Genomic DNA, 17,850 nt, shown 5'->3' on the forward strand with positions numbered 1-17,850 from the left:
TGATCCCGGTGACCGTCGACGACGCACCCCTCACCGAAGCCCGTCTCCTCGCGCAGCGCCTCGGGCTGCAACCCCTGCCCGTGGAGGGCGGGTTGTTCCGGCAGACCTGGGCGGGGCCGGCCGACGGAACGGGGCGGCCCGCCGGCACGGCGATACTCGTCCTGCTGACCTCGGCCCCCGGCGACTTCTCGGCGCTGCACCGGCTGCCCGTCGACGAGATGTGGCACTTCTACCGCGGTGATCCGCTGGAGCTGCTGCTCCTGGCCCCGGACGGCACCGACCGCCTCGTACCGCTCGGAGACTTCGCCCGGGGCGGTCCCGTGCAGTACGTCGTACGGGCGGGAACGTGGATGGGGGCGCGCGTGGCGCCCGGCGGCGCCTGGTCGTTGTTCGGTACGACGATGGCTCCCGGATTCCTGCCCGCGGACTACGAGGGCGGGGACGCGCGACAGCTCGGTGCCCGCTATCCGCAACAGGCCGCCCTCATCCGGGAACTGTGCCGCGACGGAGCACCGCTCAGCATGATCTACGGCAAGGAAGGCAACGAAGGTGACGGAAATGCGTGAGGCGGACCCGTGGGACCTGAGCGGACGCGTCGCCCTGGTGACCGGCGCCAGCGGTCGGGTCGGCCGGGGAATCGCGGAGAGGTTCGCCGCCGCCGGGGCCGACGTCGTCATCCACTACCGGCAGGACGAGAAGTCGGCCATGGCGCTCGTCACGCGGATCGTGGACGCCGGCGGCCGCGCCCTGTCCGTACAGGCGGACCTGACGCGCGAGTCCGAATGCCGACGGCTGGTCGAGACGGCGGCGGACTGGCGGGGCGGGCTGGACGTGCTGGTCAACAACGCGGGGATCCAGCCCACCCTCGACCTGGCGGACATGACCGCCGACGACTGGCGGGAGATGTACGACGCCAACACCACCAGCGCCTTCTGCTGCACCCGCGCCGCCGCGCCGCTCCTGGCCGCGAGGGGCGGCGGCAGCGTCGTCCACGTGGCCTCGATCGAGGCCGGTCAGGCCGCGCCGGGGCATGCGCACTACTGCGCGTCCAAGGCCGCACTGGTCATGTTCGCCCGCTCCGCCGCCCTGGAGTACGGTCGGGACGGCATCCGCGTCAACAGCGTCTCGCCGGGCCTGATCGACCACCCCGGCCTCGCCGGCGAATGGCCCGAGGGGGTGCGCCGCTGGGGCGCGGCCGCCCCGCTGCAGCGGCTCGGCACGCCCGAGGACGTCGGCAACGCGTGCGTCTTCCTCGCCTCCGACGCCGCCGCCTGGATCTCCGGTACGGACCTCGTGGTGGACGGAGGGATCAGCGCGCGGCCCACCTGGTGACCCGGCGCCGACACGCCGTCAGAGGGCGGCGACCTCCGCGGGCGCCGCCGCCTGCGCCACGACCACCAGGAACGCGTCCGCGTCCAGGTCCATCACCACTTCGGCCGGGCAGCCCTCCGTGCGCCGCGCGTGGGCGTACTCCTCGGCGGGCCAGCTTCCCCGCGGGCCACCGGCCGGAAAACGACGCAAAACCGTGCGGTTCATGCCGCACCCCTCTCATCCGTGCTCCTGCTGTACCTCTGTGCGCCCAACGAGACTCCGTGACGACGGGTCACGGCCGCAGCCGTCCCGGGGCGCCCCCATTATCTGCATCGACGCCGTTCGACGGGTGCGGCGTTGCCCGCGGCGGGACACAGCACTGCCACGGTTGTGTCCGCGGCCCGTCGCGGGCACCATGCCGCGGGACCGGCTGTTCGTGGCAGGGTGTTGCGGGCAGTCCACTGGGGGCAACGGCAGAGGGGGAACCGTGATTGTTTGGGTCAACGGTGCGTTCGGGGCGGGCAAGACGACTACCGCGCGCGAACTGATCGATCTGATCCCGAACAGCACCTTCTACGACCCGGAGGTGACCGGCGCCGCGCTCGAACACCTGCTGCCGCCCAAACGCCTCGCCGAGGTGGGCGACTTCCAGGACCTCCCCATGTGGCGGCGCATGGTCGTGGACACGGCGGCCGCCCTGCTCGCGGAGATGGGCGGGGTGCTCGTGGTGCCCATGACGCTGCTCAGGCAGGAGTACCGGGACGAGATCTTCGGCGGGCTCGCGTCACGCCGCATCCCGGTGCGGCACGTGCTGCTCCAGGTGGAGGAAACGATCCTGCGGGAGCGGATCGCGGCCCGTGCGGAGCCCGGAGGGAGCGCGGCGGACGCCGGGCTGCGGGTGCGGCAGCGGGCGTACGACCACATCGAGCCCTACCTGGCCGCACTGGAGTGGATCGTTTCCGACGCGCACGTCGTCGACGGCAGCCGGCTCACCCCGTACGAGGCGGCCGTGGCCGTCGCCGAGGCGGTGCGGTCCGGGGCGGCCCGACCCTGCGACATCGTGCAGACGCCGCCGCCGACCGCCGAGACCCTCGCCGCGGGAGTGCTGCTCTTCGACGAGGCGGACAGGGTGCTGCTCGTCGACCCGACGTACAAGCCCGGTTGGGAGTTCCCCGGTGGGGTGGTCGAGCGGGGGGAGGCACCCGCGCGTGCGGGGGTGCGGGAGGTCGCCGAGGAGACCGGGATACGACTGGAACGGGTGCCCCGGCTCCTGGTCGTGGACTGGGAACCGCCCCGCCCACCCGGATTCGGCGGGCTTAGGCTGCTGTTCGACGGCGGGCGGCTGGACGGGGAATCGGTGGAACGGGTGCTGCTGCCGGGGCCAGAGCTGCGGGAGTGGCGGTTTGTGAGAGAGGAGGACGCGGCCCGGCTGCTGCCGCCGGAACGGTACGAGCGTCTGCGGTGGGCGCTGCGGGCCCGGGAACGGGGCACGGTGCTCAACCTGGAGGCGGGGGTGCCGGTCGGCTGAGCGCACGGGGCGTCCGGTGAGCCGAGGTTGCTACCCGGCGGACGAGGCTTGTTCCGCCGCGGTGAGCAGCCGGGTCGCGGCGTCCTCCGTGAGCGGGTCGCCGTGCCCGAAGCAGGCGACGGACGGGGCGAGCGAAGCCAGCCGGCGCATGGTGGCCAGCGCCTGCGGGCGGTCCACGTTGAAGACACCGAGCATCACCTCGCCGACGGCGGCGACGCAGTCCCCGGTGAACAGGACGCCGTGGTGCGGGAGATGGACGCCGATCGAGCCGTCCGTGTGGCCCGGGGCGTGCACGACGCGCGCCCCGCCGCCGAAGCCGAGGAGGTCGCCGTCCTCCAGTTCACGGTCCACCCGGGTGGGCGGGGCGGGTGGAACCGTCAGCCCGTGCCGGTACAGCGGCACCTCCCAGTCCAGCAGGTCGGGCTCCGGGGTGGGCGCGTCGCCCCGCACCACCGGCGCGTCCAGGCGGTGTGCCAGCACCTGGGCCCCGTACCGGGCTGCCAGCTCCTCGGCGGCGCCCACGTGGTCGCGATGACAGTGGGTGAGCACGATGCGGCGCAGGTCCCGTGGATCGCGGCCGAGGCTGCGGATCGCCCGCTCGATGTCGGCGGCGGCATCCCGGTGCCCGGCGTCGATCAGGGTCAACTCGGTTCCCGAGGCGCCCTGTTCACGCCACAGGTAGGCCTGGCCGATGGGGAAACGCAGCATGTGGAGGTGCGGCAGTATCTCTACGAGGTCCATGCGGCGAACGTACGAGACGCCGTACGCCCGCCGCAGGAATCTACGCTCAGCGCTGAGTTCGCCCAGCGCTGAGCAGCCGTCCCGGGCGGCGCGTCAGACCGTCTTGGCGGACGCGTAGTTGAGGAGGAACAGGGCCTCGGCGACCGACAGGCGCTCCAGTTCCTCGGGCGACACGCTCTCGTTCACCGCGTGGATCTGTGCCTCCGGCTCGCTCAGTCCGATGAGGAGGATCTCCGCCCGCGGGTGGAGCGAGGCGAGCGTGTTGCACAGCGGGATGGAGCCGCCCATGCCGGAGACCTGCATCTCCTCGCCGGGGTAGGCCACGCGCATGGCGTCCGCCATCGAGGTGTACGCCGGACTGCTGGTGTCCGCCTTGAACGGCTGGCCCTGGCCGACCTGCTCGACGGTGACCCGGGCACCCCACGGGGCGTGCGCGTGAAGGTGCGCGGTCAGCAGCTTCGTCGCCCCGGCCGCGTCCTGGCCCGGCGGCACCCGCAGGCTGATCTGCGCACGGGCACTCGCCTGGAGGGACGGCGTGGCGCCGACGACCGGCGGGCAGTCGATGCCGACCACGGTGACGGCCGGGCGCGCCCAGATCCGGTCGGCCACGGTGCCGTCGCCGATCAGGCCGACGCCGTCGCGCACCTTCGCGTCGCCGCGGAACTCCTCCTCCGGGTACTGCAGGCCGTCCCAGGTGCCGTCCGCGGTGAGACCGTCGACGGTCGTCGAGCCGTCCGCGTCCCGCAGCGACGCCAGCAGATGGATCATCGCGGCGAGGGCGTCGGGGGCGGCGCCGCCGAACTGCCCCGAGTGCAGGTTGCCTTCGAGGGTGTCCAGGGTGACCCGCAGCATCGTCATGCCGCGCAGGGTGGCCGTCACGGTCGGCAGGCCGACGCGGAAGTTGCCGGTGTCGCCGATCACGACGGTGTCGGCGGCCAGCAGGTCCGGGTGCGCCTCCGCGTACCGCTCCAGGCCCCCGGTGGCCTGCTCCTCGGATCCCTCGACGACGACCTTCACGGAGACCGGGACGCCGCCGTTCTCCTTCAGCGCGCGCAGCGCGAGCAGGTGCATGAGGAAGCCGCCCTTGCAGTCGGCGGCCCCGCGCCCGTACCAGCGGCCGTCGCGCTCGGTCAGCTCGAACGGCGGCGAGACCCACTCGTCCACGCCGAGCGGCGGCTGTACGTCGTAGTGCGCATACAGCAGTACGGTCGGCGCGCCCTCGGGTCCCGGCAGGAAGCCGTACACCGACTGCGTCCCGTCGGGGGTGTCGAGCAGGGCGACGTCCTCGAAGCCCTCGGCGCGCAGCGCGTCGGCGCACCAGTTCGCCGCGGCCTCGCACTCGCTCCTGGGGAACCGGGCGGGGTCCGCCACCGACTGGAAGGCGACCAGCTCGGCCAGCTCCGTCCTGGCACGGGGCATCAGCGCGGCGACGGACGCGGCGATCGGGTGGGTGGCGGTCATGGGCGCAACTCCTCGTGGGTGCGACGGGGAAACGGCTGGGTGAGGCGGTGTGCGGTGCGGGGCAGCCGCATCGGCGACGCGGGTTCCGACCGTGCTTCCGGGACGTTTGTGCGTACGGGGAAGACGTGACCGATCCTCCCACAGGGGAGCCCGCGTCGGCCGCGCCGTAGGATGCCGCAGGAAAGCATGGGGCACGGGTCGGATCAGGAGCAGAAGCACATCGTGAGCAGCGAGAACGCAGACGCCACAGCAGACGCCGGACACGAGCGGGGCGAGGACGGCGGGCCCGTGTGGGACGTCGTGGTGGTCGGGGCAGGGCCCGCCGGGGCCTCCGCGGCGTACGCGGCGGCGAGCGCCGGGCGGCGCGTACTCCTGCTGGAGAAGGCGGAACTGCCCCGTTACAAGACGTGCGGCGGCGGCATCATCGGCCCGGCCCGCGACAGCCTTCCGCCCGGGTTCGTCCTGCCGCTGCGGGACCGGATCCACGCGGTGACCTTCTCGCTCGACGGGAAACTGACGCGTACCAGGAAGTCCCGCAAGATGCTGTTCGGCCTCGTCAACCGGGCCGAGTTCGACCAGGCGCTGGTGGACACGGCGACGAAGGCGGGCGCGGTCCTGCGCACCGGCGCCACCGTCGCCCGCGTGGAACAGCACGGCGCGGCGGTCCCCGACCGGCGGACCGCGGCCGTGATCCTCTCGGACGGGGAGACCGTACTCGCGCGGGCCGTCGTGGGCGCCGACGGCAGCGCCAGCCGGATAGGGACACACGTCGGTGTGGAACTCGACCAGGTCGACCTCGGCCTGGAGGCGGAGATCCCCGTGCCCGCGACCGTCGCCGAGGACTGGGCCGGCCGGGTGCACCTCGATTGGGGCCCCCTTCCCGGCAGTTACGGCTGGGTCTTCCCCAAGGGCGACACGCTGACCGTCGGCGTGATCGCGGCCAAGGGCGAAGGGGCCGCCACCAAGCAGTACTTGACGGACTACATCGCCCGTCTCGGCCTCTCCGGCTTCGAGCCCTCGATCTCCTCCGGGCACCTGACCCGCTGCCGCGCCGCCGGATCACCGTTGTCGCGGGGCCGTGTGCTGGTGTGCGGCGACGCGGCGGGCCTGCTGGAGCCGTGGACCCGTGAGGGGATCTCCTTCGCACTGCGGTCGGGACGGCTGGCGGGGGAGTGGGCGGTACGGATCGCCGAGGCGCAGGACGCGGTCGACGCCCGGCGGCAGGCCCTCAACTACGCCTTCGCGGTCAAGGCCGGGCTGGGCGTGGAGATGGGCGTCGGCAAGCGCCTGCTCACCCAGTTCGCACGTCACCCGGCAGTGATGCACACCGCGCTCACCGGTTTCCGGCCGGCCTGGAGGGCGTTCGCCCGGGTGACCAGCGGAGCGACGACCCTGGCCGAGCTGGTGCGGATGCACCCGGTGGCGCACCGGATGCTGAGCGCGACGCACAAGCCGGACACGGCGCCCGAGCGCGACGTGAAGTAGCACCGCCGCACACGACGGCCGCCGGATACGGTCCGTCGGTCCGTCCTCGTCCGTCGGTCCGCCCTGGTCCGGCGGGCCGTCGCGGGGCGGCCGTTTCCCTTTTGTACGGGCAGGTGGCCGTGGGCACGGCCGGCCCGATGCGGCTACGAGTCGGCGCGGGTGCGGCCCGGGTGGCCCGGCTGGGTGCCGGGCGCACCCCGGTAACGCCGCAGGACGTGCACGAGGCGTACCAGGAAGGCCACGGCGGCCAGTGTGCCCGCCGCGAGGCGGAGGATCCTCGTCACGGCGGGGGAGAGGTCGAGGAAGTAGACGGGGGACAGCAGCGCGCAGAGCGTGATCACGGCCAGCACAGCGGACTGACCAGCGCGTATCCGGTCTCGATGGTCATGGCGTCGCGCTGTGCCTGCGTCCGGCGTGGCCGGGCCCCCGTTTCCATGGGGGAAGCGTGACAAGCCGTACGGCCGTAGGGAAGAGGCCCGCTTCCCGGCCGTACGGTGGGTGCCCGGCGATCCCGAACTGCTGCGGGTGCGGCGGCGCCTCCGGTACAGGCTTGTCCGCGAGGTTGCCGCCGCACGCCCGGTGTCCCGGGTGTCCCGCGCCGGACGCCGGACCTCAGATGCCCGACAACTCCCGCCACGCCGCCGCGAGCCGGGGGTCCCCCGACAGCTCGGCCGACTCCGCGGGAAGCCGGTTCCACAGCACCGCGTAGAGCAGCCCCGCGGACCCGCTCAGCTCGGTGTCGGCCGGACCGTCATCGGTGCGTACGACGCGCGGCGGTGCGTCCTTCGTCAGGTGCATCGTCCACACGGCGTCCGTGCCCGAGGGCGCGTCCGTGGCCCTGATCCGCAGCGTGCGCGGGGAATCGGTCCTGACCCGGCTCCGGTCGCGCGCGTGGAATCCCGTGAGCAGCTCGTCGATGCCGTCGAGTGCGAAGTCGCGCTCCACGGGGCCGGGCCGACGGCCGGTCGCCGACTCGGCGTCGATCCGGTGCACCGCCGTCTCGTGCGCCTGCCGACGGGCCCAGAAGGCGCGCGGCGACGGAGCGGGCAGGAACGTCCAGCACTCCAGGTCGTCGGGGGCCGAGCGCAGCGCCGCGACCAGGGCGGCGTGCCCCTCCCGGTACCAGTCGAGCAGCGGGGCCCCGTCGAGGTCGGGCTCGGCGCCGCCGGGGCGGTACTCCCGGTGCCCCTGCGTGACGAAGGCCGTCGCCCAGCGGTGGACCTTGCCCGTGTGCCGCAACAGGTCGCGCACCCGCCAGCCGGGACAGCCGGGGACGGTGGCGTCGGTGCCCGCACTCTCGGCGGCGGACGCCAGCAACTCCCCTTCCGCAGCGAGGCAGTTGATGTGGGTCTCGTCGAGGGTCATGAGGCCGATCATGGCATGTCCGCGCGGTGTGGTCGTGGCCGTTTTCCGAGCGTGTGCCGTTCAGTGCGCGCAGGAGGGCCCCGGACGGGCCCGGCCGGCCACCAGGCCCAGGACCGCGGCCGTGGCGGCCAGTACCGCCACCGTCGTCAGCGCGAAGGGCAGTGAGAACCATTCGGCCAGGAAACCGATGGCGGGCGGGCCGAGAAGCATGCCGCTGTAGCCGAGGGTCGACGCGGTGGCGACCCCGCTCGGGCCCGCCAGCTCGCCCGCCCGCACGATCGCGACGGGGAAGATGTTCGCCAGGCCGAGACCCGTCACGGCAAAACCGAGCAGGGCGAGCCACAGCGTCGGCGCGAGGGAGCCGAGGAGCATACCGACGGCGGCGGTCGCCCCGCCCGCGACCAGCGTCCTGGTCTGGCCGAGCCGCTCCAGCAGGGTGGTGCCGGTCAGCCGGCCGACGGTCATGGCGAGCGCGAACAGTGCGTAGCCGGCTGCCGCCGCGCCCGGGTGCGCGCCGAGGTCCTGCTGGAGGTGCAGCGGACCCCAGTCCGCGAGCGCGCCCTCCCCGTAAGCCGTGCACAGGGCGATCACGCCGAAGAGCGCGACGGTACGACGCGTGGCGGGCGAGGTGCGCGGCCTGCCGCGGCGCGCGGCGTCGGCGCCGGTGGGTGCTGCGTCGGCCGCCGGGCCATGGGCGGTTGCTCCCGTACGGGAGGGCGGGCCCGTCTCCGTACGGTTCGAGGACCGCGGCGCCGGGGGGCTGCCCGCCGACGCGGTGGGCCGTACCGGCGCGAGATGCCGGGACTCCCGCAGCAGCATCGGCCCGGCGGCCGCCGTGAGCAGCAGGCCCAGTGCGGTCAGGGCCGTCAGGTGGACGAGCGGGGAGAGGCCGCCTGCGACGAGTCCGCCCAGCCCCGCGCCGACCATGCCGCCCAGGCTGAACGCCGCGTGGAAGCTCGGCATGACCGGTCGGCGCAGCGCCGCGACCAGGTCGACGGCCGCACTGTTCATCGCCACGTTGATGGCGCCGTACGTCGCGCCGAACACCAGCAGGACGAGACCGAGCGCGAGCGGCGAGTGCGTCAGCGGCGGCAGCGCGATGCTCAGCGAGAGCAGCACGCCGCAGACGACCGTGACCCGGCAGCTGCCGAAGCGTTCGCAGAGCCGTCCGGTCAGGGTCATGGTGATCACCGCGCCCGCCGACACTCCGAGCAGGGCGAGTCCCAGCGCGGCGGCCGAGGCCTCGGTCTGGGCCTTGATGGCCGGGATCCGCACCACCCACCCGGCGAAGACGAAACCGTCGAGGGCGAAAAAGAGGGTCAGGGCGAGACGGAGGCGGGCCGGCGAGGGCGCTGCGACGGTGGTTCCGCCCGGTCCCCCTGATGCGGCCGTCCGGACTTTGTTTAGGTTCGGCACAAACTCAGCGTAGGGGAAGCCACCGAACGGGGCAAGGCGCCCGGACGGCATGGCAGACTCCACGTCATGAACGGCAAGGGGACACGGGTGAGCAGCACCAGAACGAAGCTGGAAAGGGGCCGGGGAGCGCTCGGGCCCGCGCTGGAACTCGTGCACACCGGCCGCGCGCCCACCCGCGCCGTGCTCACCGCCGAACTCGGCGTCACTCGCGCCACCGCAGGCGCGGTCGCCGCCGAACTCGAAGCGCTTGGCCTCATCACGGTCGACTCGCGGCCCGTCGCCGTCGGTTCGCAGGGCCGCCCCTCGCACCGGCTCACCGTCGACGACGCGGGCCCGGTGGTGCTCGCCGCCCAGGTGCACTCCGACGGCTTCCGCGCCGCCCTGGTGGGCCTGGGCGGACGGATCGTCGCGACCGCGCCGGGCTGCGAGGTCGTCGACCCGGACCCCGCACAGGTCATCGGCGCGGTGGTCGACACGGGCGCCGCACTGCTGCGGCAGAGCGGACGACGGTGCGCGGGGGCGGGGCTCGCCGTGCCGTCGGCCGTCGCCGAACCCGAGGGCACCGCGCTCAATCCCATCCACGTGGCCTGGCCCGCCGGTTCCCCGGTCCGGGACATCTTCGCCGAACGGGTCGCCGCCGCCGGGATCGAGGGACCCGCCTTCACCGGCAACGACGTCAACCTCGCCGCGCTGGCCGAACACCGGCACGGGGCGGGCCGCGGCGCCCACCACCTGCTCTGCGTGGCGACGGGACACCGCGGGGTGGGCGGAGCGCTGGTGCTCGACGGGCGTCTGCACAGCGGGAGTTCGGGGCTGGCGCTGGAGGTGGGGCACCTCACGGTGAACCCCGAGGGGCGGCCGTGCTTCTGCGGGAGCAGGGGATGTCTCGACGTGGAGACCGACCCGCTCGCCTTCCTCGCCGAGGCGGGACGGACGCCGGGCCCCGAGACGTCGCTGCTCCACCAGGCGAAGGAACTGCTCCGGGAGGAGTACGGGGACCCGGTCGTGCGAGGCGCGGCCAGGGCGCTCGTGGACCGGCTGGGACTGGGGCTCGCGGGGTTGGTGAACATCCTCAACCCGGACCGGATCATCCTGGGCGGCCTGCACCAGGCCCTGCTGGCCGCCGAGCCCGACCGGCTGCGGGCGGTGGTGGCGGACCGCAGTCTGTGGGGACGCAGCGGGGGAGTGCCGATCCTGCCGTGCACGCTGGAGTACAACTCGCTGGTGGGGGCGGCGGAGGTGGCGTGGCAACCGGTGCTGGACGATCCGCTGCGGGGGCTGGCGGCGGGAGCGTAGCCGCAACGGCCGAGGCGTGCTGCGGGCCGGGCGGTGCTCGCCGTCACCCGCGACGCAGGCCCTCGGGCGGGCGGATCCCGGACGCGCCGCCGGGTGCGTGGGCAGGAGTCCGGCCGGGCCGGGGCGTCACCGGGGTGGGCGAGACGGCTTGCTACCTTCCGGGGATGACCGTTACCCCTGATGACATACGGCGGAGCGTCGGCCTCGCCTCCGCCGTCCTGCGGCAGACCGCGGGGAACGACTGGGGCGTCAAGGCCGGGGGGCTCGACTGGGACTGCTGGGAGACCGCCGAGCACCTCGTCGACGATCTCTTCTCGTACGCCGCCCAGCTCGCCTCGGGGCGTACCGACGCCGATGTGCCGCTCCGGTACACGCAGGAGGCTCCGGGCTCGCCGTGCAACGCGGTCCGCGTCGCACGCAAGGCGGGCGTGGAGGGCTTGCTGACGGTGCTCGAATCGGCGGGCGGACTGCTGTACGCGGTGGCCGCCGCCGCGCCGCCGCGGGTACGGGCACACCACGTCTTCGGGGTGTCCGACCCCGAGGGATTCGTCGCGATGGGCGTCGTCGAGACGCTCGTGCACACGCACGACCTGGCGACCGGGCTGGGCATCGGGGAGGCATGGCAGCCTCCCGCCGAGCTGTGTGCCCGCGCGCTCGCCCGCCTCTTCCCCGACGTCGCCGCCGGCCCGCCGCCCTGGCCCGCTCTGCTGTGGGCCACCGGCCGCGGCGAACTTTCCGGGGTCGCCCGGCGCGACACCTGGCGCTGGTACGGCGAACCCCGCTGATGCCTCGGCCGGGCGGCCGGCGTGACGCTGCCGGACCGCCCGGCGGAGAACCGGGCGCGGGCCCGGTCAGCCCACGGGGGCCGACTGGACCTGCGCGGTGCGTTTCTTGCGTTCGTGCCCCGTGAGCGGGGCCGACTTCAGGGTGACCGAGGGGGTGGGCAGGGCGAACCAGACGGTCTTCCCCGCGTCCCCCAGTGGGCGCACGCCCCAGCTTTCGCTGACCGCCTCGATCAGGGACAGACCGCGTCCGCCCGTGTCGAAGGGTTCGGCGTCACACACGGTGGGAAGCCGTGGGTCGTGGTCGCGGACGGACACCGTGAGCCGGTCGAAGAGCAGCTCCATCTCCACGGTGCATGTCTTGTCCGGTTGCGCGTGCTGGTGCACGTTGGTCAGCAGCTCGGTCACGCCGAGTGCCGCCGGGTCGATCAAAGGGTCCAGATGCCAATAGCGCAACTGCGCTGAAACGATTCTGCGGACTTGGCCGATCCGCGACGGCAGGGCTTGGAGCTCCACCGTGCAGTGCCTGCTGGGCTTGCTGATCACGGCTGCGACTCCCCGATTGAGGTCGGAAGGCGGTCGGAGACGATCTGATTCTCCGGGTGCGTGTCGAACGGGGCCGGATCTCAGCGTCACCGTCCGCACACCCTTGGTGAGGTATCGCAAGGGTGGCCCAGCGGAAACCGCCTCGCAACTCGCGTCGCTTCAGCCATGCGCGCCACGCAGCGTTTCGAGGAGGCCGTCGCCGGGCTCCGGGGCGGTCAGCGAATAGCGGGTGCCGTTCAGCCGGGCCACCAGTCGGCCGTCCCCGGCGAACCAGGGCCTGCCCGTCGTGACCGCGTCCAGCGGGGCGCTGTCGATGAGTGCGCCGTCGCTCCTCAGCAGGCTGAGCGTGCCGTCGCGGACGATGACCTGTCCCGCCCTGGTGAGCGAGCGCGTCCAGCGCTCTATCCGTACGCCCAGGACACTGAATTCGGGCTCCGGCATTGCCTGTTCGCCCCCTTCCGGTCGAGTTTCGCTCACTGACCCCCGGTTCGTACCCCCGTGCACTGCTCGGCAGTCTGCCCCCGGCCGGGCGCGTGCACCAGAGGGACGGCGCGCGGAAAGGAGCACTCCGTTTTTTGCGCCCCCGCCACCCGGTGCCCGTGGCACAAGGGAGTGCTATGGCTGCCCAAAGTGAACGTTTGTGCAGGTAGGAGGGATAAAATGGCGAATGCGAGGATCGCTGTGCCGGGTGCACGTGCCGCAGGCGCAGTCCCCTCGGGCAACCGATGCGAGCAGGAGGAGGAGTGGCGCGGATGAGCACCAGCGAACCGGCGGGTCCCGCGGATCCGACGGGCCCCGACGGCCCGGCAGGTCCCGACGCACCCGCAGGTCCCGTACGCCCGGCCGGTGTTGCGGGCCCCGGGGGCGGGCCGGCCGTCGCCGTTCCCACCGGCGACGTCGACCGCAGCGACCCCGAGTACCGGGCCTGGCTCAAAGAGGCCGTGCGCAAGGTGCAGGCCGACGCGAACCGTTCCGCCGACACCCACCTGCTGCGCTTCCCGCTGCCCGAGCAGTGGGGCATCGACCTGTACCTCAAGGACGAGTCGACCCACCCCACGGGCAGCCTCAAGCACCGGCTCGCCCGTTCGCTGTTCCTGTACGGGCTGTGCAACGGATGGATCCGGCCGGGGCGCCCCGTCATCGAGGCGTCCAGCGGTTCCACCGCCGTCTCCGAGGCGTACTTCGCGAAGCTGGTCGGGGTGCCGTTCATCGCGGTGATGCCGCGCACGACGAGCGCGGAGAAGATCCGCCTCATCGAGTTCCACGGCGGCCGGTGCCACTTCGTGGACGACTCGCGCAAGATGTACGAGGAGTCCGCCGCACTCGCGGCCGAGACCGGCGGCCACTACATGGACCAGTTCACCTACGCCGAGCGGGCCACCGACTGGCGCGGCAACAACAACATCGCCGAGTCGATCTACCAGCAGCTGCGGCTGGAGCGCTACCCCGAGCCGAGCTGGATCGTCGCCACGGCAGGCACCGGCGGCACCTCCGCCACCATCGCCCGCTACGTGCACTACATGCAGTACGACACCTTCATCTGCGTCCCCGACCCGGAGAACTCCTGCTTCTTCGACGGTTGGACGAACGGCGACCCGCTCGCCGGCAGCGACTGCGGCTCCCGCATCGAGGGCATCGGACGCCCCCGCATGGAGCCGTCGTTCGTGACGGGCGCCGTCGACCGGATGATGAAGGTTCCCGACGCTGCGAGCGTGGCCGCCGTACGGGCGCTGGAGGCGGTGCTCGGCCGCAAGGCCGGCGGCTCCACGGGCACCGGCCTGTGGAGCGCGCTGAAGATCGTCGCGGAGATGGTGGAGCAGGGCCGCACGGGCAGCGTGGTCACCCTGATCTGCGACCCGGGCGACCGCTACCTGGACAAGTACTACTCGGACGCCTGGCTGGCCGAACAGGGCCTGGACATCGCCCCCTACTCGGCGGCCATCGACAAGTTCCTGGCGACCGGCGTCTGGCCGTAGTCCCGAAGAGCCGGCCCGTGCGCGCCTCACGCGGCGCGTTGGTCAGGTCGATCCGGTACGCGTAGCGCGTCGACGGCTCGGCGGCCAGCACCGTCTCCATGAACCTGATGCCGCCCAGGAGGTGCGTCTCCCGGCCGCGGGCCGTGGGCCTGGCGAACGTCACCGCCGGAAACCAGCGGGCCAATGGGGCGGTCTCCCGGGCCGACGCCCGGTACACGTCCTCTGGCGGCGCACGGACGTCGGCGGCGAACACCAGGCGCACGGGGCGGACTCGACGAAGTCGAGCCCCACATCCCTCAGTGGCGGACCCCACGGGGCTGACCTCACGCGTCACGGATACGAGGCACAGGCAGAAGGCAGTTGACGGGGTATCAGCTGTCTGCGGGATCCGCCGGCTCTCCGGCCACCACGAACCCCGGCAGGTGCTCCGCCATCTCCTCGCGTGCCGCGTCCGACAGTCCGCTGTCCGTGACGAGGACGTCCACCCGGTCCAGCGCCGCGAACGAACTCAGGCCCACCGTCCCCCACTTGGTGTGGTCCGCGACCACCACCACCCGGCGGGCCGAGTCGACCAGTCTTCGGTTGGTCTCGGCCTCGGCGAGGTTCGGTGTGGACAGCCCCGCCTCCACCGATATGCCGTGCACCCCGAGGAACAGCAGGTCGAAGTGGAGCGAGCCGATCGCCTGGTCCGCGACCGGCCCCACCAGGGAGTCCGAGGGGGTGCGCACCCCGCCGGTCAGTACCACCGTCGCCGCCCCCGTGTTGTCGCCGCCCGGCTGGCGAGCCGCATGGAAGACGTCCGCCACCCGTACCGAGTTGGTCACCACCGTCAGGTCCGGCACGTCCAGCAGATGCCGGGCCAGGGCGTACGTCGTGGTGCCGCCGGACAGGGCGACCGCGCTGCCGGGGACGGCCATCGCGGCTGCGGTGCGCGCGATGTCCTCCTTCGCGGACAGCTCCAGCGCCGACTTCGCCTCGAAGCCGGGCTCGTGGGCGCTCGCCTCGACGACCGGCACCGCACCACCGTGCACCTTCTCGACAACGCCCTGGCGGGCGAGGGCGTCGAGGTCGCGGCGTACCGTCATGTCGGACACGTTCAGCCGCCGGGTCAGCTCGTTGACCCGCACCCCGCCGCGCCGCCTGACCTCGTCGAGGATGAGGGCGCGCCGTTGTTCCGCGAGCAGGTTCTGATTCTCGGTCACTGCGGGCCCCGGTCCTTTCCACGTCGCCGTAAGGGCTGCTCATCCTCGCACGGGGTGCAACGCGCCTCCACGGATGGTGCGGTACGCCACGCGAGGGACGGGTGAGGTGCGGCGTGCGGGCGCGACTTGCGAAGAATGTGCGGCGGGGTGGGCAGGGAGGGCCGCGTCCGGGATGCTGGAATTCCGCGTAAGGCCTGCGTAGAAGCAGCAGCTTGCCGTCGGCCTCGGCCCGTCGTACGTCCGCGAGAGCGAGTCCCGAAGTGCCCCCTGCCCCCGCCGTCCCGGACGGCCCCGCTCCGGAAGCCGTGGCTCCGGATGCCCGCGTCCCGCAAGCCGCCGCTCCGGGCATCCGTGTTCCGGAGATTCTCACCCCGCGAGCCGCCGCTCCGGAGGTTCTCGTCCCGGCCGGTGCCACGCCCGGCACCCCGCCCGCGCTCGAACTCGAACTGCTCGTCCACGGCGTGGGCGGCGCCACCCCCGAGGAGATGCTCGACGACCCCCGCACCGTGCGCGTCACCGGCGACGGCACCGCCGCGGTGTTCCGCCGCAGCGAGGACGTCGACGCCGAGGACCGGCCCACCGACTACCGGGACAAGCCGATCCCCGAGGCGTACGTCTGGTGCAACCTCACCTCGGGCAACGGCATCCGCGCCCTGTGGCTCCTGCTGCTGCCCTTCATGGTCGTCAATCTCGCGCACTGGATGCGCCCCGCCTCCGACGGGCACCCCCGCATCCTCCGCCTCTACGGCGTCCTGGTCCGCCTCGTCGCCCTCAGCCTCACCTTCCTCCTCGTCGGGGCCGCCTGCGAGGTCGCCCTCGACCTGACCGCCTGGCAGTGCGGCGGCTCCACCACCTGTGCGGGCAGGAAGTCCTGGCTGGGCTTCCTGTCCACCGCGCACGGCGGCTGGTGGAGTCAGCCCGGCCGGCGGATCGCCCTGGCCGCCCTTGTTCCCGCCGCCCTCACCGGACTGCTCTGGTACCTCTCGCACCGCACCTGGAGCGCGTACGAGTCCCAGCAGCCGCTGCCCGCCGCCCCCGACGACACCGAGGGCGCGGCATCCGGCCCGGCCCTCGGCCGCCCGGGATTCTGGTACGGACGCAGGCTCGTCGCCCGGCTGCGCGCCGCGCACACCGCGGCCGGGTTTCTCACCGTCGCCGCCGCCCTCGCCGTCACCACCGCCCGTTACGACAGGTCGGCCGCCCACACGGTGCCGGACGTGCTCGGCTGGGCCCTCCAGGGCGCGCTCGCGGCCGGCGGGATCGTCGTCGTGTGGGTGGTGTGCCGGCGCGGACGCACGGAGTCGCGCTTCGATGCGGCGCTGGACCGCGCACTGGTCACCCTGCTGCCCGCCACCGCGCTCGCCGCACTGCTGCTGTCCGTGCTGTACGCGGGCTGGTCCCGGCCGGGCTGGACGTCGGCGGGCCGCCTCGGCGGCGCCGACCGGGCCTTCGGTCTGCTCACCCTCGCCCAGCTCGTGCTGATCCTGACGCTCGGCGCGGTCGCGTTCTTTCTGCACCGCGGGGCGCCCGTCGCACGCAGCGCCATGCGCGGACTCGGCGGCCCTGCCGTCGCCATGCTGGCCTGCGCGCTCGGCGGCGTCATGACCGGCGGCGTCGCCCAGCGCGTCGCCGACTGGCTCGACGGCTCCGCCACCCCGGGCATGAGCACACGCCCCGCCGAAGGTGTCGCCGGCCCGCCCGTCCTGCTGACCTGGCAGGCGTCCGTCATCCCGCCGCTGTTGTGCGTCCTGCTCCTGCTGGCTCTCCGCTACGGAGTACGCACCTGGCACACCCGCGGCTCCCTCGCCGCGCGCGTCGAGGCCGACTACCCCGGCGAGAACCCGGACCCGGTGCGCACCCGGCGCATCGCCCTGGCCCGCGCCGCCGCCTCCCTCACCGACCTGGCCCCGCGCATGCTGGCCGTCCTGTCCGGTGCGACGCTGGCCCTGGGCGGTGTCGCACTGCTCGGCGCGCACCTCTACGACGAGGTGCCGGGCCGCGCCGCCAAGGGCACCCCCTCCGCGGTGGAGGCCTTCGCGCACACCTCCCAGGCCCTCGGCTCATGGCTCGTCGGCTTCGGATTCCTGCTGTTCGTCACCTGGGGCCGACGCGCCTACCGCGACCCCAAGGCCCGCCGCACCATCGGGATCCTGTGGGACGTCGGCACGTTCTGGCCGCGCGCCGCCCATCCCTTCGCCCCGCCCTGCTACGCCGAACGGGCCGTGCCGGACCTGACCTGGCGGATGGCCACCTGGACCGAACGCACCGGGGGCCGCCTCGTCATCTCCGGCCACTCGCAGGGCAGCGTCCTGTCCGCCGCCGCGCTCTGGCAGCTCCCGCGGCGCACCCGCCGACGGGTCGCCCTGCTGACGTACGGTGCGCCGCTGGAGCGCCTGTACGGCCGCTGGTTCCCCGCCCACTTCGGCCCCGACTGCCTGCGCCACCTGCACGACGAGGTCGCCTGCTGGCGCAACCTGTGGCGGCACACCGACCCGATAGGAGGCCCCGTCCGCGTCGACCCCGGCGCAGGACGACAGCCGGTGGACCATGACGCCCTGCTCGACCCGCTCGCCCACGGCCGCACCCGCGCCCACCCGCTGCCCGCACCGGTCCTGGGCCACTCCGACTACCAGGCCGACCCCGCCTTCGCCGTCGAACGGGACAAGCTCCTGGACCGGCTGCCGGAGACCGCCCTGCCGCGCCAGGACAGGGCGGGACGGAGGGCGGGCGGGTGACGTGCG

General features: G+C 73.4%; 18 protein-coding genes. 8 read left to right on the plus strand and 10 right to left on the minus strand.

Annotated elements, in window-relative coordinates; all coding sequences use genetic code 11:
- The first annotated feature begins 8 nt into the window (after nucleotides 1–8).
- Together HNQ79_RS21500 and HNQ79_RS21505 are read left to right on the plus strand one after the other, a co-directional pair.
- Nucleotides 9–566 (plus strand): cupin domain-containing protein, encoded by a 558-nt coding sequence (locus tag HNQ79_RS21500; protein ID WP_229923601.1) that lies wholly within the window; start codon nucleotides 9–11, stop codon nucleotides 564–566.
- Nucleotides 559–1,332, plus strand: coding sequence for an SDR family NAD(P)-dependent oxidoreductase (locus HNQ79_RS21505; RefSeq protein ID WP_185033721.1), 774 nt, complete (start codon nucleotides 559–561; stop codon nucleotides 1,330–1,332). The genes HNQ79_RS21500 and HNQ79_RS21505 overlap by 8 nt, the downstream gene beginning before the upstream one ends.
- Nucleotides 1,333–1,350: 18 nt before the next feature.
- Here the strand turns inward: HNQ79_RS21505 and HNQ79_RS21510 are convergent, their stop codons facing one another.
- Nucleotides 1,351–1,536 carry a DUF8839 family protein gene (locus tag HNQ79_RS21510; RefSeq protein WP_185033530.1) on the minus strand — a complete coding sequence of 62 codons (186 nt, stop codon included), beginning with the start codon at nucleotides 1,534–1,536 and terminating at the stop codon, nucleotides 1,351–1,353.
- A 262-nt stretch (nucleotides 1,537–1,798) separates the two neighbouring features.
- Between HNQ79_RS21510 and HNQ79_RS34550 the strand changes: the two genes are divergently transcribed.
- A complete protein-coding gene (locus tag HNQ79_RS34550; RefSeq protein WP_308437354.1) occupies nucleotides 1,799–2,839 on the plus strand; it encodes an NUDIX hydrolase in 1,041 nt (346 codons plus the stop codon).
- Nucleotides 2,840–2,869: 30 nt separating this feature from the next.
- Here HNQ79_RS34550 and HNQ79_RS21520 read toward each other — a convergent pair whose 3' ends face one another.
- Entirely contained in the window at nucleotides 2,870–3,580 is a 711-nt protein-coding gene (locus tag HNQ79_RS21520; RefSeq protein WP_185033532.1) for an MBL fold metallo-hydrolase, read from the minus strand.
- A 93-nt stretch (nucleotides 3,581–3,673) separates the two neighbouring features.
- On the minus strand, nucleotides 3,674–5,041 hold the full coding sequence (locus tag HNQ79_RS21525; protein WP_185033533.1) for a dipeptidase: 1,368 nt from the start codon (nucleotides 5,039–5,041) through the stop codon (nucleotides 3,674–3,676).
- A 222-nt stretch (nucleotides 5,042–5,263) separates the two neighbouring features.
- Between HNQ79_RS21525 and HNQ79_RS21530 the strand changes: the two genes are divergently transcribed.
- The gene (locus HNQ79_RS21530) at nucleotides 5,264–6,526 is read left to right on the plus strand and encodes a geranylgeranyl reductase family protein (protein ID WP_506005060.1); all 1,263 of its coding nucleotides are present in this window, start codon (nucleotides 5,264–5,266) and stop codon (nucleotides 6,524–6,526) included.
- A 143-nt stretch (nucleotides 6,527–6,669) separates the two neighbouring features.
- Here HNQ79_RS21530 and HNQ79_RS21535 read toward each other — a convergent pair whose 3' ends face one another.
- The 4 genes from HNQ79_RS21535 to HNQ79_RS21545 form a co-directional block, all read right to left on the minus strand.
- On the minus strand, nucleotides 6,670–6,876 hold the full coding sequence (locus HNQ79_RS21535) for a DUF6332 family protein (protein WP_221507992.1): 207 nt from the start codon (nucleotides 6,874–6,876) through the stop codon (nucleotides 6,670–6,672).
- Nucleotides 6,864–6,962 (minus strand): DUF6332 family protein, encoded by a 99-nt coding sequence (locus HNQ79_RS34555; RefSeq protein WP_221507993.1) that lies wholly within the window; start codon nucleotides 6,960–6,962, stop codon nucleotides 6,864–6,866. Before HNQ79_RS34555 ends, HNQ79_RS21535 begins: the two co-directional genes overlap by 13 nt.
- Before the next feature lie 176 nt (nucleotides 6,963–7,138).
- A complete protein-coding gene (locus HNQ79_RS21540; protein WP_185033536.1) occupies nucleotides 7,139–7,891 on the minus strand; it encodes a maleylpyruvate isomerase family mycothiol-dependent enzyme in 753 nt (250 codons plus the stop codon).
- A 60-nt stretch (nucleotides 7,892–7,951) separates the two neighbouring features.
- Nucleotides 7,952–9,307 carry an MFS transporter gene (locus HNQ79_RS21545; protein WP_185033537.1) on the minus strand — a complete coding sequence of 452 codons (1,356 nt, stop codon included), beginning with the start codon at nucleotides 9,305–9,307 and terminating at the stop codon, nucleotides 7,952–7,954.
- 66 nt (nucleotides 9,308–9,373) lie between these two features.
- Here HNQ79_RS21545 and HNQ79_RS21550 point away from each other — a divergent pair, with 66 nt between their 5' ends.
- Both HNQ79_RS21550 and HNQ79_RS21555 read left to right on the plus strand, forming a co-directional pair.
- A complete protein-coding gene (locus HNQ79_RS21550; protein WP_185033538.1) occupies nucleotides 9,374–10,603 on the plus strand; it encodes an ROK family protein in 1,230 nt (409 codons plus the stop codon).
- Between the two features lie 164 nt (nucleotides 10,604–10,767).
- Complete coding sequence (locus HNQ79_RS21555; protein ID WP_185033540.1) at nucleotides 10,768–11,388, plus strand: hypothetical protein; 621 nt, start codon at nucleotides 10,768–10,770, stop codon at nucleotides 11,386–11,388.
- Between the two features lie 66 nt (nucleotides 11,389–11,454).
- On the opposite strand, the gene HNQ79_RS21560 is transcribed toward HNQ79_RS21555, so the two are convergent.
- The gene (locus HNQ79_RS21560; RefSeq protein ID WP_185033542.1) at nucleotides 11,455–11,931 is read right to left on the minus strand and encodes an ATP-binding protein; all 477 of its coding nucleotides are present in this window, start codon (nucleotides 11,929–11,931) and stop codon (nucleotides 11,455–11,457) included.
- Between the two features lie 159 nt (nucleotides 11,932–12,090).
- Nucleotides 12,091–12,372, minus strand: coding sequence for a hypothetical protein (locus tag HNQ79_RS21565; RefSeq protein ID WP_185033544.1), 282 nt, complete (start codon nucleotides 12,370–12,372; stop codon nucleotides 12,091–12,093).
- A gap of 311 nt (nucleotides 12,373–12,683) precedes the next feature.
- Between HNQ79_RS21565 and cds1 the strand changes: the two genes are divergently transcribed.
- Nucleotides 12,684–13,907: an L-cysteine desulfhydrase Cds1 gene (cds1, locus tag HNQ79_RS21570; protein WP_229923600.1), complete on the plus strand. Its 1,224-nt coding sequence runs from the start codon at nucleotides 12,684–12,686 to the stop codon at nucleotides 13,905–13,907.
- Nucleotides 13,908–14,278: 371 nt separating this feature from the next.
- On the opposite strand, the gene HNQ79_RS21575 is transcribed toward cds1, so the two are convergent.
- Nucleotides 14,279–15,109: a DeoR/GlpR family DNA-binding transcription regulator gene (locus tag HNQ79_RS21575; protein WP_185033546.1), complete on the minus strand. Its 831-nt coding sequence runs from the start codon at nucleotides 15,107–15,109 to the stop codon at nucleotides 14,279–14,281.
- Between the two features lie 347 nt (nucleotides 15,110–15,456).
- Here HNQ79_RS21575 and HNQ79_RS21580 point away from each other — a divergent pair, with 347 nt between their 5' ends.
- The gene (locus tag HNQ79_RS21580) at nucleotides 15,457–17,844 is read left to right on the plus strand and encodes a hypothetical protein (RefSeq protein WP_373312593.1); all 2,388 of its coding nucleotides are present in this window, start codon (nucleotides 15,457–15,459) and stop codon (nucleotides 17,842–17,844) included.
- Nucleotides 17,845–17,850 lie beyond the last annotated feature (6 nt).

The organism is Streptomyces candidus, from assembly GCF_014207445.1.
Taxonomy (GTDB): domain Bacteria; phylum Actinomycetota; class Actinomycetes; order Streptomycetales; family Streptomycetaceae; genus Streptomyces; species Streptomyces candidus.

Bases quoted from the DNA above. Each gene is read 5' to 3' on its own strand.
- HNQ79_RS21505 (WP_185033721.1), top strand. From the start codon at position 559: ATGCGTGAGGCGGACCCGTGGGACCTGAGCGGACGCGTCGCCCTGGTG.
- HNQ79_RS21510 (WP_185033530.1), bottom strand. From the start codon at position 1,536: ATGAACCGCACGGTTTTGCGTCGTTTTCCGGCCGGTGGCCCGCGGGGA.
- HNQ79_RS21520 (WP_185033532.1), bottom strand. From the start codon at position 3,580: ATGGACCTCGTAGAGATACTGCCGCACCTCCACATGCTGCGTTTCCCC.
- HNQ79_RS21525 (WP_185033533.1), bottom strand. From the start codon at position 5,041: ATGACCGCCACCCACCCGATCGCCGCGTCCGTCGCCGCGCTGATGCCC.
- HNQ79_RS34555 (WP_221507993.1), bottom strand. From the start codon at position 6,962: ATGGAAACGGGGGCCCGGCCACGCCGGACGCAGGCACAGCGCGACGCC.
- HNQ79_RS21540 (WP_185033536.1), bottom strand. From the start codon at position 7,891: ATGACCCTCGACGAGACCCACATCAACTGCCTCGCTGCGGAAGGGGAG.
- HNQ79_RS21550 (WP_185033538.1), top strand. From the start codon at position 9,374: ATGAACGGCAAGGGGACACGGGTGAGCAGCACCAGAACGAAGCTGGAA.
- HNQ79_RS21555 (WP_185033540.1), top strand. From the start codon at position 10,768: ATGACCGTTACCCCTGATGACATACGGCGGAGCGTCGGCCTCGCCTCC.
- HNQ79_RS21565 (WP_185033544.1), bottom strand. From the start codon at position 12,372: ATGCCGGAGCCCGAATTCAGTGTCCTGGGCGTACGGATAGAGCGCTGG.
- cds1 (WP_229923600.1), top strand. From the start codon at position 12,684: ATGAGCACCAGCGAACCGGCGGGTCCCGCGGATCCGACGGGCCCCGAC.